Source organism: Klebsiella sp. BIGb0399, assembly GCF_003752615.1.
GTDB lineage: Bacteria > Pseudomonadota > Gammaproteobacteria > Enterobacterales > Enterobacteriaceae > Klebsiella > Klebsiella lignicola.
Map to the genome: position 1 here is coordinate 1,304,150 of NZ_RKHT01000005.1, position 19,274 is coordinate 1,323,423.

The 19,274-nt window shown below is 60.1% G+C and carries 13 protein-coding genes; 4 read left to right on the forward strand and 9 right to left on the reverse strand.

From position 1 onward, the window contains the following. Positions 1-314: 314 nt before the first annotated feature. Positions 315-1,706, reverse strand: coding sequence for a NarK family nitrate/nitrite MFS transporter (locus EDF82_RS06580; RefSeq protein WP_123754753.1), 1,392 nt, complete (start codon positions 1,704-1,706; stop codon positions 315-317). A 311-nt stretch (positions 1,707-2,017) separates the two neighbouring features. Between EDF82_RS06580 and narX the strand changes: the two genes are divergently transcribed. Together narX and narL are read left to right on the forward strand one after the other, a co-directional pair. Beyond that, positions 2,018-3,796, forward strand: a complete 1,779-nt coding sequence (gene narX / locus EDF82_RS06585) for a nitrate/nitrite two-component system sensor histidine kinase NarX (RefSeq protein WP_123754754.1) — start codon at positions 2,018-2,020, stop codon at positions 3,794-3,796. A 10-nt stretch (positions 3,797-3,806) separates the two neighbouring features. Next, complete coding sequence (gene narL, locus EDF82_RS06590; RefSeq protein ID WP_123754755.1) at positions 3,807-4,457, forward strand: two-component system response regulator NarL; 651 nt, start codon at positions 3,807-3,809, stop codon at positions 4,455-4,457. Here the strand turns inward: narL and EDF82_RS06595 are convergent. The 7 genes from EDF82_RS06595 to nasR all read right to left on the reverse strand — a co-directional run bounded on the left by EDF82_RS06595 (position 4,454) and on the right by nasR (position 16,990). Next, positions 4,454-5,830, reverse strand: coding sequence for a YchO/YchP family invasin (locus EDF82_RS06595; protein WP_123754756.1), 1,377 nt, complete (start codon positions 5,828-5,830; stop codon positions 4,454-4,456). The genes narL and EDF82_RS06595 overlap by 4 nt on opposite strands. 104 nt (positions 5,831-5,934) lie before the next feature. Then, positions 5,935-8,535 (reverse strand): nitrate reductase, encoded by a 2,601-nt coding sequence (locus tag EDF82_RS06600; RefSeq protein WP_123754757.1) that lies wholly within the window; start codon positions 8,533-8,535, stop codon positions 5,935-5,937. Then, positions 8,535-12,596 carry a nitrite reductase large subunit NirB gene (gene nirB / locus EDF82_RS06605; RefSeq protein WP_123754758.1) on the reverse strand — a complete coding sequence of 1,354 codons (4,062 nt, stop codon included), beginning with the start codon at positions 12,594-12,596 and terminating at the stop codon, positions 8,535-8,537. The genes EDF82_RS06600 and nirB overlap by 1 nt, the downstream gene beginning before the upstream one ends. A gap of 9 nt (positions 12,597-12,605) precedes the next feature. Beyond that, positions 12,606-13,394: an ABC transporter ATP-binding protein gene (locus tag EDF82_RS06610; protein ID WP_123754759.1), complete on the reverse strand. Its 789-nt coding sequence runs from the start codon at positions 13,392-13,394 to the stop codon at positions 12,606-12,608. 10 nt (positions 13,395-13,404) lie between these two features. After that, positions 13,405-14,289 carry a nitrate ABC transporter permease gene (gene ntrB, locus EDF82_RS06615; protein ID WP_123754760.1) on the reverse strand — a complete coding sequence of 295 codons (885 nt, stop codon included), beginning with the start codon at positions 14,287-14,289 and terminating at the stop codon, positions 13,405-13,407. A 1-nt stretch (position 14,290) separates the two neighbouring features. Continuing rightward, positions 14,291-15,547: a CmpA/NrtA family ABC transporter substrate-binding protein gene (locus tag EDF82_RS06620; protein WP_123754761.1), complete on the reverse strand. Its 1,257-nt coding sequence runs from the start codon at positions 15,545-15,547 to the stop codon at positions 14,291-14,293. A 246-nt stretch (positions 15,548-15,793) separates the two neighbouring features. After that, the gene (gene nasR / locus EDF82_RS06625) at positions 15,794-16,990 is read right to left on the reverse strand and encodes a nitrate regulatory protein NasR (protein ID WP_123754762.1); all 1,197 of its coding nucleotides are present in this window, start codon (positions 16,988-16,990) and stop codon (positions 15,794-15,796) included. A gap of 89 nt (positions 16,991-17,079) precedes the next feature. Between nasR and EDF82_RS06630 the strand changes: the two genes are divergently transcribed. After that, entirely contained in the window at positions 17,080-17,433 is a 354-nt protein-coding gene (locus EDF82_RS06630; protein WP_123754763.1) for a DsrE/DsrF/TusD sulfur relay family protein, read from the forward strand. A gap of 240 nt (positions 17,434-17,673) precedes the next feature. Next, positions 17,674-17,916 carry a DUF1883 domain-containing protein gene (locus EDF82_RS06635; RefSeq protein WP_123754764.1) on the forward strand — a complete coding sequence of 81 codons (243 nt, stop codon included), beginning with the start codon at positions 17,674-17,676 and terminating at the stop codon, positions 17,914-17,916. 37 nt (positions 17,917-17,953) lie between these two features. Here the strand turns inward: EDF82_RS06635 and EDF82_RS06640 are convergent, their stop codons facing one another. Continuing rightward, complete coding sequence (locus tag EDF82_RS06640) at positions 17,954-18,634, reverse strand: gamma-glutamylcyclotransferase (protein WP_123754765.1); 681 nt, start codon at positions 18,632-18,634, stop codon at positions 17,954-17,956. Positions 18,635-19,274: the final 640 nt, after the last annotated feature.

The following is a 19,274-nucleotide window of genomic DNA, read 5'->3' on the forward strand; positions in this document are numbered from 1 at the left end:
CATTGCTGGAATGCCAGCGAAGGTAACGCTCTGAAAGCGGGAGAGAATTGATAACGATCAAGACCAAATGGCTTAAAAATCGGCCACAACCCGGCAAATACTCCGGAAGTGGTAGCTTTTTCTATTTTTCATCCGTTTGTTTTAAAAGGGTTTTATTGCAAAATCACCGCCAGCCGCACCATTCCGCTATGACGCTGGGTATTAAGGGGTAGAGCGGAGTAAGCCGGCCAGTTGCAGCGCAGATATGCCGTCAGACGATGGCACAAAAAAAGGGCGCAATTTGCATTGCGCCCTGAGTTCGATTTCGGTGCGGCTTAAGACTTTTGCTTACGTCCGTAAACTGCCCAGGTGATGATCACGCAGGCCACGTAGAAGACGAAGAAGATCTTCATCGCGCCAGCCGGCGAACCGGTCAGCTCCAGCGAAATCCCAAATGCTTTCGGGATAAAGAAGCCGCCGATGGCGCCAATCGCCGAGATAAAGCCCAGCGCCGCTGCGGTATCGGTTGCCGCCTCACGCATGGCCTGCTCTTCGCTCCCGCCCTGCGCTTTTACGCGGGTCATCGTCATCTTACGGAAGATTAACGAAATCATCTGGAAGGTGGATGCACTCCCCAGACCGGCGGTCAGGAACAGCACCATAAACACGCCGAAGAAGGCAATAAAGTTACCGCCTTCCCCATGAGTCGGCAGCGTCAGGAACAGCAGGCCGCTGAAGATAGCCATCACCACGAAGTTCACCAGCGTCACGCGAGTCCCGCCCAGACGGTCGGAGATCGCCCCGCCCATTGAACGTGCCAGCGCACCGATAAACGGCCCGAAGAAGGCAAAATGCAAAATCTGCACGTCCGGGAACTGGGTTTTCGACAGCATGGCGAAGCCGGCGGAGAAACCGATAAACGAACCGAAGGTTGCCAGATACAGCAGCGCCATGATCCACAGATGGCCACGCTTAAGTACCGGTAACTGTTCACTAAGAGAAGCTTTGGACGCGGACAGATCGTTCATAAAGAACCATGCCGCCAGCGTCAGTACGACCAGAAACGGCACCCAAATCCAGGCGGCATTTTCCAGGTACATAACGGAGCCATCTGGCTGCTGGGCGCCGGTTCCGCCGAACACGGCGAAAATAGACAGCGAAATCACCAGCGGAGCAACCAGCTGCATCACGCTGACGCCCATATTACCCAGGCCACCATTCAGGCCAAGGGCGCCGCCCTGCTTCTGTTTCGGGAAGAAGAAGCTGATGTTCGCCATGCTGGAGGCAAAGTTTGCCCCGGCGAAACCGCACAGCAGAGAGATGATCACAAAGATACTGAACGGCGTAGAGGTATCCTGCACCGCGAAGCCCAGCCAGACGCAAGGGACAATCATGATCCCGGTGCTGAATGCGGTCCAGCGACGACCACCAAACAGCGGCACCATGAAAGCGTAAGGAACGCGCAATAACGCCCCCGACAGCGCCGGCAGCGCGGTCAACATAAACAGCTGGTCAGTGGTAAACTGGAAGCCGACTTTATTCAGATTCACCGCCACCGCACTAAACAACATCCATACGCAAAACGCCAGCAGCAGACAGGGAACGGAGATCCATAAATTTCGGCTCGCAACACGGTGGCCGCGCTGTTGCCAAAACTCGGGATCTTCAGGACGCCAGTCGGTGATGACTGAAGTACTGGCCTTCTCCGGGAGGGAAGATTGACTCATAAATACCTCTGATTATCTAGATTTTCTGCCGCTACATTAGGGGTTACGAAGGGCGGTAAGTTGATATAAATCAAAGGAAAAGTGGTCATCATTTTGCTTAAAAATAAATCATTATCCGAAGTGAGTAGTCTTTCCTGCCAAAAAAAGTGTGGTTTTTCACATGGCTGCCGGGTTTATACCCTGCGCCACCGTAAACCTACCCACCACCGACAATTAAGGGGTAATACCTTAGGGGTATGGGTATACTCCATGGGATGTCCGAGAATAGTCGCCACTCCCGGATGGTTTGCCGGTCAGGAGCCACGCATTCTATGTTAAAACGTCTTTTTACCCCGCTTACGTTAGTGAATCAACTGGCGTTAATCGTGCTGCTATCGACGGCGATCGGTGTCGCTGGCATCGGGATCTCGGCCCGGCTGGTGCACGGCGTACAGGGTAGCGCCCACGCCATCAATAAAGCCGGATCGCTGAGGATGCAAAGCTATCGCCTGCTGGCGGCGGTCCCTCTTACCGACAGCGACCAGAAGCTGCTGGAAGATATGAACGCCACCGTCTTCAGCGAAGAGCTGCAAAATGCCGCGCTCAGGGACGGCCAGGATCGCCAGCTTAAAGCCTTGCAGCAATACTGGCAGATGGAACTGGCGCCGGGCATGAAGCACGCGAAAAACCAGGCGACCGTCGCCACCGACGTTGCCAGCTTTGTCGATCGCATCGACCACCTGGTGACATCCTTTGACCACACCACCGAACAGCGCATCCGTTATGTGGTCTGGCTGCAGCGGGTGATGGCCTTCGGCATGGCGCTGCTGTTTCTGTTTACCATCGTCTGGCTACGTGCCCGGCTGCTGCGCCCGTGGAAACAGCTGCTGGAGATGGCCCGGGCGGTCAGCCATCGCGATTTTACCCAGCGCGTGAATATCAGCGGCCGCGATGAGATGGCGACCCTCGGCACGGCCCTCAACAATATGTCGGAGGAGCTGGCGGAAAGCTACTCCGTCCTCGAACGACGGGTGCAGGAAAAAACCGCCGGACTGGAGCAGAAAAACCAAATTCTCGCCTTTTTGTGGCAGGCAAACCGCCGCCTGCACTCCAGCGCCCCGCTCTGCGAACGTATTTCACCGGTGCTCAATGGTCTTCAGGGGCTGACGCTGCTGCGCGATATCGAAGTGCGGGTCTATGATTTCGAAGATGAAGACAACCATCAGGAGTTTGCCTGCCATTCCGATCTGCAGTGTGATGATAAAGGCTGCTATTTATGCCCGCGCGACCTGCCACCGCTGCCGGATTCCGGCGCCACGCTGAAATGGCGGCTGTCGGACGCCCATAACCAGTACGGGATCCTGCTGGCCACGCTGCCGGCGGGCCGTCACCTGAGCCACGATCAGCAGCAGCTGGTCGATACCCTGGTCGAGCAGCTCACCGCCACCCTCGCGCTGGACCGCCACCAGGAGCACCAGCAGCAGCTTATCGTGATGGAAGAGCGCGCCACTATCGCCCGCGAACTGCATGACTCTATCGCCCAGTCGCTTTCCTGTATGAAGATGCAGGTCAGCTGTCTGCAGATGCAGGGCGACAACCTGCCGGAAGAGAGCCGCCAGCTGCTGGGCCAGATCCGCAACGAGCTGAATACCTCCTGGGCGCAGCTGCGCGAGCTGTTGACCACCTTCCGGCTACAATTAACGGAGCCGGGGCTTCGCCCGGCGCTGGAGTCAAGCTGTCAGGAATACAGCGCCCATTTCGGCTTCACGGTGCAGCTGGACTACCAGCTTCCGCCGCGGTTTGTCCCCTCGCATCAGGCGATTCACCTGCTGCAAATTGCCCGTGAAGCGCTTAGCAATGCGTTGAAACACGCCCAGGCGACCGAAGTTACCGTCAGCGTATCGCTCAACGATAATCAGGTGCGGCTGGTGGTTGCCGACAATGGCTGCGGCGTGCCTGACCATGCGGAGCGGAGCAACCATTACGGCTTAATTATTATGCGGGATCGCGCCCAGAGTTTGCGCGGAGACTGTCAGGTGCGTCGCCGGGAAAACGGCGGCAGCGAAGTGGTCGTCACCTTTATCCCGGAAAAATCGATTTCAATCCAATAAGGAGAACCCTATGACTCAACAGGAACGGGCCACCATCCTGCTCATTGATGATCACCCGATGCTGCGCACCGGCGTGAAGCAACTCGTTAGCATGGCAAGCGATATTCAGGTTATTGGCGAGGCCAGCAACGGCGAACAGGGTATCGCTCTTGCAGAAACTCTCGATCCCGATCTGATCCTGCTGGATCTCAACATGCCAGGCATGAACGGCCTGGAGACCCTTGATAAGCTGCGCGAAAAGTCGCTTTCCGGGCGGATTGTGGTCTTCAGCGTCTCCAACCATGAAGAAGACGTGGTCACCGCGTTAAAACGCGGCGCCGACGGCTATCTGCTGAAAGATATGGAGCCGGAAGATCTGCTCAAAGCCTTGCAGCAGGCCGCGGCCGGCGAAATGGTGCTCAGCGAAGCCTTAACCCCGGTGCTGGCGGCCAGCCTGCGCGCTAACCGTGCTACCTCAGACCGCGATATCAACCAGCTGACGCCGCGCGAGCGCGATATTCTCAAGCTGATCGCCCAGGGACTGCCGAACAAAATGATCGCCCGTCGTCTGGAGATCACCGAAAGTACCGTGAAGGTGCATGTGAAACATATGCTGAAGAAAATGAAGCTGAAATCCCGCGTGGAAGCCGCGGTCTGGGTGCATCAGGAGCGGATTTTCTAAGGCGTTTCCTGCCAGGAGATGCCCTCGGCCGAGAACTTAACCAGCGGCTCGGTCAGCGCCAGCGCTATCTCATTGGAGGAGACGCGCTGACCCGCATCATCTTCCACCACCACCGACAGATGCCAGACGTTTGCCGCTCCCGGCGTAGTGTCCCATACCGGCAGGATCACGCTCCAGCCGTCCGTGCTGCTGGCGTTCGCTGGCGCGGTGAGGCTCAGCTGCTGGGTATCGCCCTGCCATTTCAGTGATTTAACGCCATGCAGGCTGCGAATTTGTAGCTTCAGCTGCACCGTTTCTCCCGAATGCAGGTCCCACGGCGGCGTCGCCAGATAGACTGACAGCGATTTACGCTGTCGGTACTCCACCACCGGCAGATTATCGCGCTCCGGGCTGTCGTAACGGCTGCCGCGTAACGACCGGCTGGCCGCTACTTCATCGGCCGCCAGCTGCTGCTTGAGCGGTACGCCGAAGCGGTAATTCAGATTCAGCCCCACGTTATTCTGGCTGATGCCGTTCTCGCCCTGCTTATGTTTTGCCGTCATGGTCACCAGCGGCACCGGCGTATAGTTAAGCCCCACCGAGACCGCCACCGGGTTATGGTAGCCGGTACCAGAATGGAACAGGTCGACGCTATCGCCAAAATACTGCTCGACGCTGACGCTGGTATTAATGTGTTGATAAAACGGCAGGCGCGCCTGGGCGGTTACATCGTAACCGCTGGCCATGCGCTGCTCCTGAGTCAGGCTTTCGTTGCGTTGCCAGCTACCGACAGGATGGTAATAGTTGGCCGACAGGCGCAGATATTCCCCCCACGCCTCGGCCCCGACGCTGCCCCGCGCCATGCTTTCACCCAACACTTTATCGTAGAAAGAGTTGTAGCCCAGCAGCCAGTCGCCTTTTCGCCAGCGCTGCCCCAGGCCGATGTTGCCCACCAGATCGTTATCCCGTTGGGTCACGGAATACTGGTTCCAGGTCAGATAGTCGCCGTTATCCTGCAGCGGAATAAACCAGCTGCCTTTACTGCCGGTAAAGTGACCTTCTTTATCCACCAGCAGATCGACATTGGCATTGCCCCAGGGCGAAAGCCAGTTTTCCAGTTGATGGCTGACCTCATTACCCAGCTTACCGATCGCCATCATGCGCGCCTGCTCGCCCGTGGTCAGGCCATTATCGCTCATGCTGGCCTCGCCAAATTTTTTGGCCATTTCGGCAAAGTGGCGGGCATCATCATCGACATGCGGAGCAATCCCCAGGTCCGGGAGCGCCGCCTGTTTTTCACTGAACGGCTGGCTGTCTTGCAGGGCACAGGCAGGACCCCCTGCCAGCAGCAAGGGTATCGCAAGGAGTGGGGCCACGCGGTACGACAACAACATTGAACGGATTAGGTTAACTCATTAATAAACACATCTACGGGTCAGTTTACCGTTTTTTGCCGCCCCTCGCAGCCTCAGGGAAAATTTCAGGAATATACTGAATCTCATGCCGGTGTTTTCACCTCCGCCAGCAGCGCTTTAAGTTCCGGAATGCAGGAGCCGCAGTTGGTCCCGCATTTCAATGCCTTACCCAGCTCACCGGCCGTACGACAGCCACTGGCAATCGCCTCGCTGATGGCCCGCTCACCCACGCTAAAACAGCTGCAAACGATACGCCCCGGCGGCAGCACATCCCCGCCTTTTTTGCCGCCGAGCAGCGCGTGGCGCAACGCCGGTTCGGGCGACGTTACGTTAAAGGCATCGGCAATCCACCCGGCATCGATTGTCGGCTCAGCGGCGTCACTCCACCAGCCGAGCATCAACTGCCCGTCATGCCAGGCCAGCAGGTTCCAGACCGTACCGGCATCGGCTACCTGCATCTGCCACCCCTGCTGGTGGCACCAGTCGGTTAACCACCGACGCGGGCTCTCTTCCCCGGCTAACGAGAAATGGCTGACGCCCGACGCGGCGCGACGCCGCCAGTGCGCTGAAGCCGGGAGCGACACCGGCTGGCGACAAAACAGTTCGCCCTGCCAGGCCGGTTGCCACGGGGCAATCGCCACCGCCACCTGCTTGCTCTCCGGCTGACCGGACCACCGGTCGGTCACCGCCGCCAGCAGATTATTCACCCGCCCATGGCGCGCAAACTGGTTATTCCAGTGCATCGGGACGAACAGTGAACCAGGCCGCTGCCCGTGGCTGACGCTCACTTTCGCCACCATAACGCCATGAGGCGAGCGGATCCGCGCCAGTGCGCCGTCGTACAGCTGCAGGCGCACGGCATCCGTCGCGGCAACTTCCACCAGCGGTTCGGCGATATGCTGCATCAGACGCGGCACGCTTCCGGTGCGGGTCATGGTGTGCCACTGATCGCGGATGCGGCCGCTATTGAGGATCAGCGGATAAAAAGCGTCGGTGACCGCCCGGGTGCCCTGCGGCGTCACCGGCACCATCCGCAAGCGGCCATCGCGATGCCAGCCCTGCTGAATATTGAGATCGCTACCGCGTTGGCTGACCGGCCAGCGAACCGGGGCCAGATCATCCCACGCCTCACGGCTCAGCTGCGCCAGCCCGCCAATATCAAACGCCCGCTGGCCATTATTTTCAAACCCCGAAAGCGCCGCATGCTCGCTGAACACCTCATGCGGATGGCGCCAGGCAAACGCCTCGCCATACCCCAACTGTTCGGCGACCCGGGCAATGATCCACCAGTCGGCTTTCGCCTCTCCCGGCGGCGGCAAAAAACTACGCTGCCGGGAAATGCGCCGTTCCGAATTGGTGACGGTGCCATTTTTTTCGCCCCACGCCAGCGCCGGAAAGCGGATATGGGCGAAGGCGGCGGTGTCGGTGCCGGCGGTGACATCGGAAACCATCACCAGCGGGCAAGCCGCCAGCGCCTGGCTGACGGCATGGCTGTCCGGCAGCGACACCACCGGGTTGGTGCCCATAATCCACACCGCTTTCACCTCGCCGCGGCCGATCGCCGCAAACAGCTCCACCGCCGTCAGACCCGGAGTTTGCGCCAGCCGCTCACTGCCCCAGAAGCGCGACAGCCGCTGCAGATCCTCAAGCTCAAAATTCATATGCGCCGCCAGCATAGTCGCCAGCCCGCCCACTTCGCGCCCGCCCATGGCGTTTGGCTGTCCGGTCAGCGAAAATGGCCCGCAGCCCGCACGGCCATATTTGCCGCAGGCCAGGTGGGCGTTAATAATGGCATTACACTTATCGCTACCGCTGGCAGACTGGTTGATTCCCATGGTGTAGAGGGTTATCGCCCGCGGCGCGGCAATAAAATCACGATAGAACGCCGCCACCTGCGGTTCATCCAGCCCGCAAAAATCGGCCACTTTCGCCGTCGTCCACGCTTCTGCTGCCGCCAGCGCCTGCGGCTGGTCGCGAAAGTCGCCCGTCAGCTCGCCGGTCCCGGCAATGGCGTTCAGCAGGCCGACAAACAGCCCGCCATCGCTGCCGGGTGCCAGCGCCAGGTGGCTGTCGGCGATATCGCAGGTAGCGGTGCGCCGCGGATCAATCACCACCACTTTCATCTGTGGATTGTCGCGCTTCGCCTGCACCAGCCGCTGATACAGGACCGGATGCGCCCAGGCGGCATTCGAGCCGACCAGCACCACCAGATCGCTGCATTCCACATCCTCATAACTGCACGGAACCACATCGGCGCCAAACGCGCGCTTATAGCCGGTCACCGCGGAGGACATGCACAGCCGCGAGTTGGTATCGATATTGGCGGCGCCGATAAATCCCTTCATCAGTTTATTCGCCGCGTAATAGTCTTCGGTAAGCAGCTGCCCCGAGGCGTAAAAGGCCACCGCCTGCGGGCCATGCTGCGCAATGATCTCCCGCAGGCGGCTTCCTGCCGCCTCCAGCGCCTGCGACCAGCTGACGGGTTCGCCATCGAGCTCCGGCGTCAGCAGTCGCCCTGCCAGACCAGTGGTCTCCCCAAGCGCCGCCCCTTTAACGCACAGGCGCCCCAGGTTAGCCGGATGCTGCTCATCGCCGCGCACGTTGACCTGGCCGTTTTCCGCCACCTGGACCAGCACGCCGCAGCCGACCCCGCAATAGGGGCACGTGGTTCGGGTTTCCTTCATTAAGACGCCTCCGCCCGGGCCAGCAGCACCTGGTTTCCGACCCATACCGTGCCGTTTTCCACCTTCACCGGCCAGGCGCGAACCGCCGGCTCGCCGCCTTCGCACGGGCGGCCATCGCGCAGACGAATGCGCTGTTTATACAGCGGCGAAATGACTATCGGCTCGCCCCCGGCATCGCCCAGGATGCCGCGCGACAAGACGTTGGCATCGCTGCCGGGCTCCAGATTGTCGAGGGCGTAAACCTGCTCGCCGAAGCGGAACAGCGCAATCTGCCGCTCCCCGAGCCGCGCGCCGATCCCGGCCTCGGCGGGGATGGCGTCCAGCGCGCAAATGGCCTGCCATGGGCGGGACGAGGCCGCGCCCTCACGGTGTATCGGCGTAGCGACCGGCTGCGGCTGGCCGCGCAGGCTGTGCCGCTGCACCGCTTCATCCGGCTGCTCGCTGTTAACGTAAGAGCGGAACAGCGCCAGCCGCTGCGGATCGTTCAGGGTGGTCTGCCACTCGCACTGATAGCTCTCCACCACCCGCGCCATCTCCTGCTCCAGCTCTTCGCCAATGCCGAGGCTGTCGTTGAGGATCACCTCCCGCAGGTAGTCGACGCCGCCTTCGAGGTTGTCCATCCAGGTGCTGGTGCGCTGCAGCCGGTCGGCGGTCCGGATATAGAACATCAGCAGGCGATCCACCGTGCGGATCAGCGTCGCGTCGTCGATATCGCTGACAAACAGATCGGCGTGACGCGGCTTCATGCCGCCGTTGCCGCAGACGTAGAGATTCCAGCCCTTTTCCGTGGCAATCACCCCAATATCTTTCCCCTGCGCCTCGGCGCATTCCCGGGTACAGCCGGAGACCGCCATTTTGATTTTGTGCGGCGCGCGCAGCCCTTTGTAGCGATGTTCGAGGGTCACCGCCAGCCCCGTTGAATCCTGCACGCCATAGCGGCACCAGGTCGAGCCGACGCAGGATTTCACCGTGCGCAGCGATTTGCCGTAGGCGTGCCCGGTTTCAAACCCGGCATTCGCCAGCTCGCGCCAGATATCCGGCAGCGACTCCAGCCGGGCGCCAAACAGGTCAATACGCTGGCCGCCGGTAATTTTGCTGTACAGCTGATAGCGTTTGGCAATCTGGCCGATGGCAATCAGCCCGTCCGGCGTCACTTCCCCCGCCGCCATCCGCGGCACCACCGAATAGGTGCCGTCTTTCTGGATATTGGCAAAGTAGCGGTCGTTGGTGTCCTGCAGCGGCAAATGCGCCGGTTTCAGTAGATACTCGTTCCAGCAGGAAGCGAGAACCGACGCCACCAGCGGTTTGCAAATTTCGCAGCCGTGCCCCTGCCCGTAGCGGCTAATCAGCTGGTCAAAGGTACGGATATGGTTGACCCGCACAAGGTGATAGATCTCCTGGCGCGACCACGGGAAGTGCTCGCAGATATCTTTTTTGACCTCGACGCCCTGGGCCGCAAGCTGATACTCCATCACCTGTTTGACCAGCGCACTGCAGCCGCCGCAGCCGGTAGCGGCTTTGGTGCAGCTTTTCAGCGCCGCCATATCGCCCGCGCCATCGTTCACCGCCTGGCAGATATCTCCTTTGCTGACGTTGTGGCAGGAGCAAATCTGCGCGCTGTCCGGCAGCGCCGCCACCCCCAGCGCTTTCGGGGCACTCCCCTCCAGCGCCGGCAGAATCAGGCTTTCCGGACGCGCGGGCAGCGCCATTGCGTTCAACATCATTTGCAGCAGGGTGGCATAATCGCTGGCATCGCCCACCAGCACGCCCCCGAGCAGGGTTTTCCCGTCCTCGCTCACCACGATTTTCTTGTAGATTTGCTCCGGCCCATGGGTCCACTGATAGCTTTGACTGCCCGGGGTACGCCCCTGCGCATCGCCGAAAGAGGCCACGTCGATGCCTAACAGTTTCAGTTTGGTGCTCATATCGGCGCCGCTGAACCCAGCATCTTCTCCGGCCAGCTGCGCCGCCGCGGTTCGCGCCATCTGATAGCCCGGCGCCACCAGGCCATAGATTTTGTTGTCCCACAGCGCGCACTCGCCAATCGCCAGTACGTCGGGGTCGGAGGTGCGGCACTGGTCATCGATGCAGATCCCGCCGCGCTCGCCCACCGTCAGGCCGCCGCTGCGCGCCAGCGAGTCCTGCGGGCGAATCCCGGCCGAGAACACCACCATGTCGGTGGACAGCGACCCGCCATCGGCAAAATTCAGCACCAGACCGTCGTCGTGCGGCACAATCGCCTGGGTTGCCTTACTGGTGTGTACGCCGACGCCAATGGCGGTGATTTTCTCACGCAGCATCGCCGCGCCAGCACTATCCAGCTGCACCGCCATCAGGTTGGGGGCAAACTCGACGACGTGGGTTTCCAGCCCCAGTTGCTTCAGAGCGTTGGCGGCTTCCAGCCCCAGCAGGCCACCGCCAATCACCACCCCGCGTCTGGCGGTACTGGCACAGGCGGCGATACGGTCAAGGTCGTCCAGCGTACGGTAGACAAAGCAGCCGTCACTGTCGTGGCCCGGCACCGGCGGGACGAAGGGATATGAGCCGGTGGCCAGCACCAGTTTGTCCCAATGGGTTTCATGCCCGCTGGCATCGCGCACCAGCCGTGCTTCGCGGTCGATACTCGCCACCGGCGCAGACAGCCGCAGCTCAATGCCGTGCTGATTGAAGAAATCCCCCTCCACCAGCGACAGTGACTGCGCGCTGCGTCCGGCAAAATACTCCGAGAGATGCACCCGGTCATACGCGGCGTAGCGTTCTTCGCCAAACACCACGATCCGAAACTGTTGATGCAGGTTGCGGCTGACGCACTGCTCAAGAAAATGGTGGCCGACCATACCGTGGCCGATCAGAACTAAAACAGGTTTTGTCATGGTGATATGTCCTGCAGCACGCGGCTGCGTTGAAGAAGGGTCGAAAAGCCAGTCGGTTGGCGCGCTGGCGCCGAGCTGCGCGGTCAGCGGGGCCGCGTGCTGGCAGTCGCCAAACAGTAAAACGCCGCGCAGGATGCCGTCGCGCACCAGCAGACGCCGGTAGTGACGGGCCAGCGGGTCCCAGCTGGTCCACTGTTGATCCTGTTCCGCGGCCCGCAAGTCGCCGGCGCTGAACAGTTCGATGCCGGTGACCTTCAGGCGAGTACCGCTCTCCTGCCAGGTAAAGTCCTCTCCCGGTGTGCCGCAGAGCCGCTCGGCCAGCACTTCGGCCTGGCGCAGACAGGGGGCCACCAGCCCCCAGGTTTCGCCGTCAATTTCGCAGCATTCACCTAGCGCGCTAATCCCCGGCAGCGCGGTGGCCAGTTGGCGATCGACGACGATGCCGCGATGACACGTAATCCCGCTGCGCTGCGCCAGCGCAATATTCGGGCGTACCCCGGTCGCCAGCACCACCCGGCTGGCCGCAAACGCCCGGCCATCCTCCAGCACCACCTCATGCTCGCTTATCGCGGCAATAGCGCAGCCGGTGACGCAGGCGATCCCCCGTTCCGTCAGCTGCTGCTGGAGCTGCTGGCCGGCGAAGGCATCGGTCTGCTGCTCCATCAGCCACGGCCCGCGATGCAGTAAAGTGACGTTGTCACCATGACGCCGTAACGCCGCTGCGGCCTCGACGCCCAGCACCCCGCCGCCGATCACCACTGCCGGACCACCGCTCGCCAGAATGCGGCTGACGTCGGCAAACGTCCGGAACGGGTAGACATGCGGCATCTCGACTCCGGGCAGCGGCGGAATCATGGCCTGCGAACCGGTGGCAAAAATCAGTTCATCCCAGCCATATTCCCCCAGGGTGGTACGCAGCGTGCGCGCCTCGGTATCCACCGCCAGCGCCGATGCGCCGGTCAACACCGTCACCCCGTGCTGCGAATACCACTCCGCGGGCAGCAGTTGCGTTTGCTCTAGCGTTTTTTCCCCGCCGAGGACCGGTGACAGCTGGATACGGTTGTAGGCCTGATAGGGTTCGTCGCCGATGATCGTTATCTGAAATCTGCCGCCCCCCCGCGCCACCAGCGTTTGCGCCAGTCGGGTGGCCGCCATGCCGTTGCCAATAATCACCAGTTGCCGCTTCATAGCCGCCCCTTACGCCGCTTTCGGCTGCTTTTCGTAGAGGAAATGCAGGATCTGCTGACGCAGATGGTGGTAGCGACTGTCGTCGGCGAGCTGGACCCGGTTCCGCGGGCGCGGCAGATCGACATTGAGGATTTCCCCCACCGTCGCCGCCGGGCCGTTGGTCATCATCATCACGCGATCGGAGAGCAGAACCGCTTCATCAACGTCGTGGGTAATCATCACGATGGTGGTATTCAGCGCCTGCTGGATCTGCATCACCGCATCCTGCAGATGGGCGCGGGTCAAGGCATCAAGCGCCCCGAACGGCTCGTCCAGCAGCAGCACCTTCGGCTTCATCGCCAGCGCTCTGGCAATGCCAACCCGCTGCTTCATACCGCCGGAGATCTCCCCCGGCCGCTTGTACATGGCGTGGCCCATCTGTACCCGCTCCAGGTTGTGTTCGATCCACGCTTTACGTTCGGCTTTGCTCATGGTGCGGCGGAAGACCTGATCGACCGCCAGCGCCACGTTGTCAAAACAGGTCAGCCACGGCAGCAGGGAGTGGTTCTGGAACACCACCGCGCGCTCCGGCCCCGGCCCGGCAATTTCCCGGTTATCACACAGCAGCCCGCCTTCCGTGGGGGAGGTAATGCCGGCGATGAGGTTTAACAGCGTCGATTTCCCGCAGCCTGAGTGGCCAATCAGGCTGACGGTTTCCCCTTCGTGGATGTCGAAAGAGACGTTTTGCAGTGCCAGAAACTCGCCGCTGGCGGTGTTGAAACGCTGGCTCACGGCCTGTACCTGAATTAATGGTTTCATAGCGACTCTCCTATTTATCCTGCCAGCTGAAGCGGCGAGCGATCAGCATCAGCCCCTGCTCAAGCAGCAGGCCGACGACACCAATAATGACGATGGCGATGATGATGTTTTCCACGTTGAGGTTGTTCCATTCGTTCCAGATCCAGAAACCGATCCCGAGGCCGCCGGTCAGCATTTCGGCGGCGACGATCACCAGCCAGGCAATGCCGATGGACAGACGCACGCCGGTCAGCACCGCGGGCAGTACCGCCGGGAACAGAATGCGGCGCATCACCGTCCACTCCGAAAGCTGTAAAACCCGGGCCACGTTGAGATAGTCCTGCGGAATGCGGCGCACCCCTTCGGCGGTGTTGATCACCATCGGCCAGATCGAGCAGATAAAGATGGTCCAACTGGAGGCCGGTTCGGCCTTCTGGAACAGCAGCAGGCCGATAGGCAGCCACGCCAGCGGGCTGACCGGACGCAGCAGCGCAATCAGCGGATTAAACATGCGGGCAAAGAACAGCGAGCGGCCGATCAAAAAGCCCAGCGGGATGCCCACCAGCGCTGCGAGGCCAAACCCCACCGCCACGCGTTGCAGCGACGCCAGCACGTTCCAGCCGATCCCCATATCATTCGGCCCGTCCTGATAGAACGGGTCGGCAAACAGCGTCAGGGCGGAGTCCAGAGTACTGAGCGGCGTCGGAAAGCCTTTGCCGTTGATCGCCGCGAGCTGCCAGCACAGCAGCAGCAGTCCCAGCCCCAGCAACGGCGGCAGGAGTCGCTGAACGGTTTCGCGCAGCCAGCGTCTGAGCGGCGGCGTGGTCCGCCGGACCTGTACCGGCGGCAGAATAATGACTTCGCCCGGCGCGTGCTCAGCGCTGACCGGCGGTTGCGTTTTGTGTGCGTGTTTCATTTCATGCCCCCTTACGTTGAATCGCGAAACTACGGGCGTAACCTTGCGGATCGGCCCCCGTCCAGACCGTGCCGTCCATCAATGTGCTGCTGCGCATCAGCGTCGACGGCGGCGTGATACCGCCCACCGCCTGCGCCGCCTCTTTCCATACGTCAATGCGGTTAATGCGTTGTGCCACCGCCTGATAATCCGGATCCGTTTTCAGCAATCCCCAGCGGCGGAACTGGGTTAAAAACCACATGCCGTCCGAGAGCCACGGGAAGCTCACTTCCCCCTGGTCGTAGAAGCGAATCGGGTGGGCATCCTGCCAGCGACGCCCCAGCCCGTTGTCGTATTCACCGAGCATGCGCCCGACGAGGTACTGCTCTTTGGTATTCAGCCATGCGCGTTTCGCCAGGATACGCGCCGTCTCGCGTTTGTTCTCTTCAGAGGCTTCGATCCAGCGCGAGGCCTCCAGCACCGCCGCCACCAGCGCTCGTGCGGTGTTGGGGTTGCGTTCCACCCATTCGCTACGGGTGCCGAGAATTTTTTCCGGGTGTTCGGGCCAGACGTCCTGGGAAGTCGCGGCGGTAAAGCCGATGCGATCGTTGATCGCCCTTGCGTTCCACGGTTCGCCGACGCAGAAGCCGACCATGTTGCCAATGCGCATGTTCATCACCATTTGCGGTGGTGGCACCACCACGGTGCGCACATCGTCAAACGGGTTAATGCCGCCGCTGGCCAGCCAGTAATAGAGCCACATGGCGTGAGTGCCGGTGGGAAAGGTGTGGGCGAAGGTGTAGCTACCCGGCGCGCTTTGACCAATCAGCCGTTTCAGCCCGCCGAGGTCGGTCACCCCTTTCTGCTGCAGATCGCTGGAAAGCGTGATGGCCTGCCCGTTGCGGTTGAGGGTCATCAGGTTGGCCATCGACTGCGGCTTGCTGGCGATCCCCAGCTCCAGGCCATACAGCAGACCGTAAAGAATGTGCGCCGCATCCAGCTCACCGGCGATCAGCTTGTCCCGCACCGCCGCCCAGCTGGCCTCTTTGGTCGGCACCAGGGTAATGCCATATTTCTTGTCGAATCCTTTCAATGACGCGATGGCTATCGGCGCGCAGTCCGTAAGCGGAATAAATCCCACCCGGACGGTGGTTTGCTCCGGTTTATCGGAGCCCGCTGCCCACGCGCCGTGCATCATGCCAGGCAGCAACATGGCGCCGCCCAGCGCGGCACCCGCCTGTATAAAACGCCGCCGTGAAATCGAAAATTTATCGCCCATACCCGCTCCAGAACGCGCAAAAAAAAAGCGCCCGGCAGTGCTTACGCACTGCAGGACGCCTTTATCCATGGACACACTGACCGTCGTTGGCCCGTTGCCCAAAACTTTTATTCACTCGGATTATCTAATGCAACGCGGATGCCAGGTTTGTCACGGGTCGTTTTACCCGCTTTTGCCGCTAATTTTGTGCGGATCGTTGCCCGATTTGCACCGTCGACTGGCAGTAAATGCCCACTGATTGTGCATCTACTCCTTTGGGGTTACCTGCCATAACGCCTTCACCGTCAGCAGCGCCCGGGCGATCTCCACCATCCGCTGATTCTTATCCATCGCCATTTTCCGCAGCGTCTGCCAGGCCTGTTCTTCCGGCATTCCCTGGTGCGCCATCAGCACGCTTTTGGCCTTTTCGATCAGCTTGCGCTCTTCCAGGGCATCCTTTAACGAGGCCAGCTGCCCGGAGAGCTGCTGCAGCTCGAAGGCCTGCTGGCGAACCAGCGGCAGCAGCTGTTTGTCCAGCCGCCGCGCGACGCCGTCGCCTTCGTCCTCTTCCGACCAGCCGGCAGGCGGCATCGGCGGTTCTTCGCCGCTGAGCAACCGGTCGGCGGCGTTGAGCAGGCCATCAATCAGGTGCTCCTCCAGACCGCGCATCTGCTCCAGCCGTTGGGTCTGGGCGCAAAACCAGCGCAGCGCCGTCTCTCCCCGATCTGCTGCCGGCTGGCGGGTACAGGCGATCCGCCGTAGCTGTTCGATCTCCAGGCTCGCCTGGCACTGCTCCAGAAACAGCGCCCGCTGCGCCTCAGTAGCCAGTGCGATAAAGCTGTCAAAACAGGGCTGCTGGCCGTCAATCCGATCCACCAGCCGCTGGCGTAATTCGTCGCTGAAATGGCCGCGGGCAAACCCTGAGGCCCCGAGGGCGCGCTCCTGTCCTACCAGCTCTTTGCCCTGCATAAAGCTATACAGCGCCACCATGCTGCCGGCGATTTGCGGGTCGTCGATGCTGTCATTGAGCTGTGGAACGATATTCAGCAGGTGGCGGATGATGCGGCTAAACTGGCTTGTAGCCTCTTCGGCGACAATCGTGCGGCGGCCAACGGCATCACGCAGGTGCGGGAGCTGCTCGAGATACCAGACCGCGCTGGCAATCCGCCAGCAGAGCGCGCTGCTGGCGCATCCCTGGGTGGGTTCCAGCGCGGTGCGAAACACCATCAGCTGTTCGTCAACCAGCGCGCAGCTTGCCCGGCACTCGGCGGCATACAGCCGTCCCTCTGTGCATAACCAGATATTGGAGGCCCCGCGTTCACACTGCAGCATATGCACCAGGGCGCTGATCTGATTCGCCAGGGCGCCAAGCTGCGCAAGCTGGCGTAGCTGCTCGTTTTGCAGCTGCCGCGCGCGGTGAAACCAGCGATTGGCGTCAGAGGTGGTGCCGGCGGTGTTATTCATATCCCCTCCCGAGTTAATTCTTTATACTTTGCTTTGCGCTTTATCTATCAATTACTAGCAATAACCGTGCCTTATACCAAGGAGTCTTTATGCAACGCATTGTGATTGTCGCCAACGGCGCAGCCTACGGTAGCGAATCGTTGTTTAACAGCCTGCGTCTGGCGATTGCCCTGCGCGAGCAGCAGTCCGAACTCGACCTGAAGCTTTTTTTGATGTCTGATGCGGTCACCGCCGGTCTGCGTGGGCAGAAGCCAGCAGAGGGCTATAACATCCAGCAGATGCTGGAGATCCTCACCGCGCAGAATGTGCCGGTAAAATTGTGCAAGACCTGCACCGATGGTCGGGGGATCAGCACCCTGCCGCTGATTGACGGTGTCGCTATCGGCACGCTGGTTGAACTGGCGCAGTGGACCCTGGAAGCGGATAAGGTCCTCACCTTCTGAAAAAGCCGCCTCTGGCGGGATTAAATATCATGCTGGCATCAATTGTTAACCGAAAACATATGCCAGCTGAATGCTTTCAGGCAGAACATCATTTTTGTTTAATCTTTATCCCTTTTTTTGATCAAAATCAGCATTCGTCTGCGTCCCATTTGGTGTTATTCACTGAGTAAAGTGTGAACAATATCACGCGCGGGATTGAGCTGGCAGGATGCTGTAGACAGACAACAACGGGGTGGGTAAATGGCAATGGTGAAAACAAGTTTGATGTTATTTGGTGGCGATACGCTGGTGGTTCGGTGCTCTGAACGCTGCCATATTCATATGATGAGCGCGAAAGCCGCCGGCGACAGCCACGCGGACATTCTGAGCGTCCAGGATCGTGACAGCGCGTATTTAACCGTGCCTTACAACGGCACCTGGAACGTCCTGATTGACAGCCACAGTCAGTCGCTGGAGCACTCCATCAGCTACGTTCCCGCCTGATAAGTCTTGCCCGGGGCGTTCCCGGGCACTCTTCACGTCACGCCAGCCCTGGCTGGCTGCTTTCCCCAATCAGGTTCCGCACTTTGGCGACGAGATCGTCAAGGCAATCGTCGTGCATCCCGAGCTTACACAGCTCCTGTTCGAGCGAGAAAAGATACTGCGCGTTGGTACCGAGCGGCCCGCTGGCTTTGGCGATCAGCGGCGCAATGACCTGGGCGCTGGTGTCCGGCTCAAACAGCGGATGACGCGGATCCATAATGAACACCAGCGCGTTGACCGTCCGCCCGTCGTCAAGCTCCAGCTTGCACCAGGTCGGCAGATAGCATCCGGTGATCATCTCCCGCTTCCACAGCAGGGTCAGCTCCTCGTCCAGCGTCTCATCGGGCAGCCGATAGGCCACCCCGGTGGTACGTCCGCCCTCTTTCAGCGCCAGCATCCGCCCGGGTTGACAGGCGCTGCCTCGCCCGGCGGTCAGCCGCAGGCAAAAGGCACGATGCCAGCCCGGCAGCGTACCGGTACAAGACTCGCGGTAATCCAGTGCCGGGTTCCACATCAGTGAACCGTAGCCAAAAATCCAAACTGAGCCGGCATCCGGACGACAGGCCAGAGTCGCAGCCAGCGAGGCTGCCCGTTGCTCTGCCGACCAGAGTAGCGATTCCTCAATAGCACCAAACGCCGTCTTACAATCTGCATTGATTAAGAAATCACGTGTTAACACTTTCTACTACCTCCGCCACTGCCCGCTTCCCGGCGATTATCTGATGGCATCCTTGTAATATTGCCGAATTATTATCCAGCTTTAATCGACAATAAGCAATGAACGACATGTTGGCAAGGCAAGTACCAGCAGATGAGGCACAACAACAGATTGTTTTTTCTTATACCTGCCGTTTGCCCTTGCTGCGGCGCTTGCCCGGGCCTGCCGATGTGGCGTCACATCACCGTCTGAGCGGGCGGCGATAATCAGCGCATCGGGATGAATTTCACAGCACGTGCTGATTTACTGCCATAAGGAAGACTTACCATGCGATTACGCTGAAAACTGACATCTGAATGGCGTATAGCGGCGATTATTGGATGAGTTAGATGTGAATATATTTAATCAACAACATGAATAATAAGAACAAAACATAATTAACAGCAACTTTCAGCAACCCCGACAAACTTTCATGAAATAGCCGTAAATAAAAGTAAAAAAATGCATCTTATTACGTAATCTCTGTTATTTTATCGAATTACGTTATCTATAATTATAACCCCTAAGTAATTCAAGGTGCTCCCAGGGAGCTTACACCGGTAGGTGACAGGAGCGCGCGGGCGCAGCCAACACCGATGCAGCTTGAAGTATGACGGGTAAA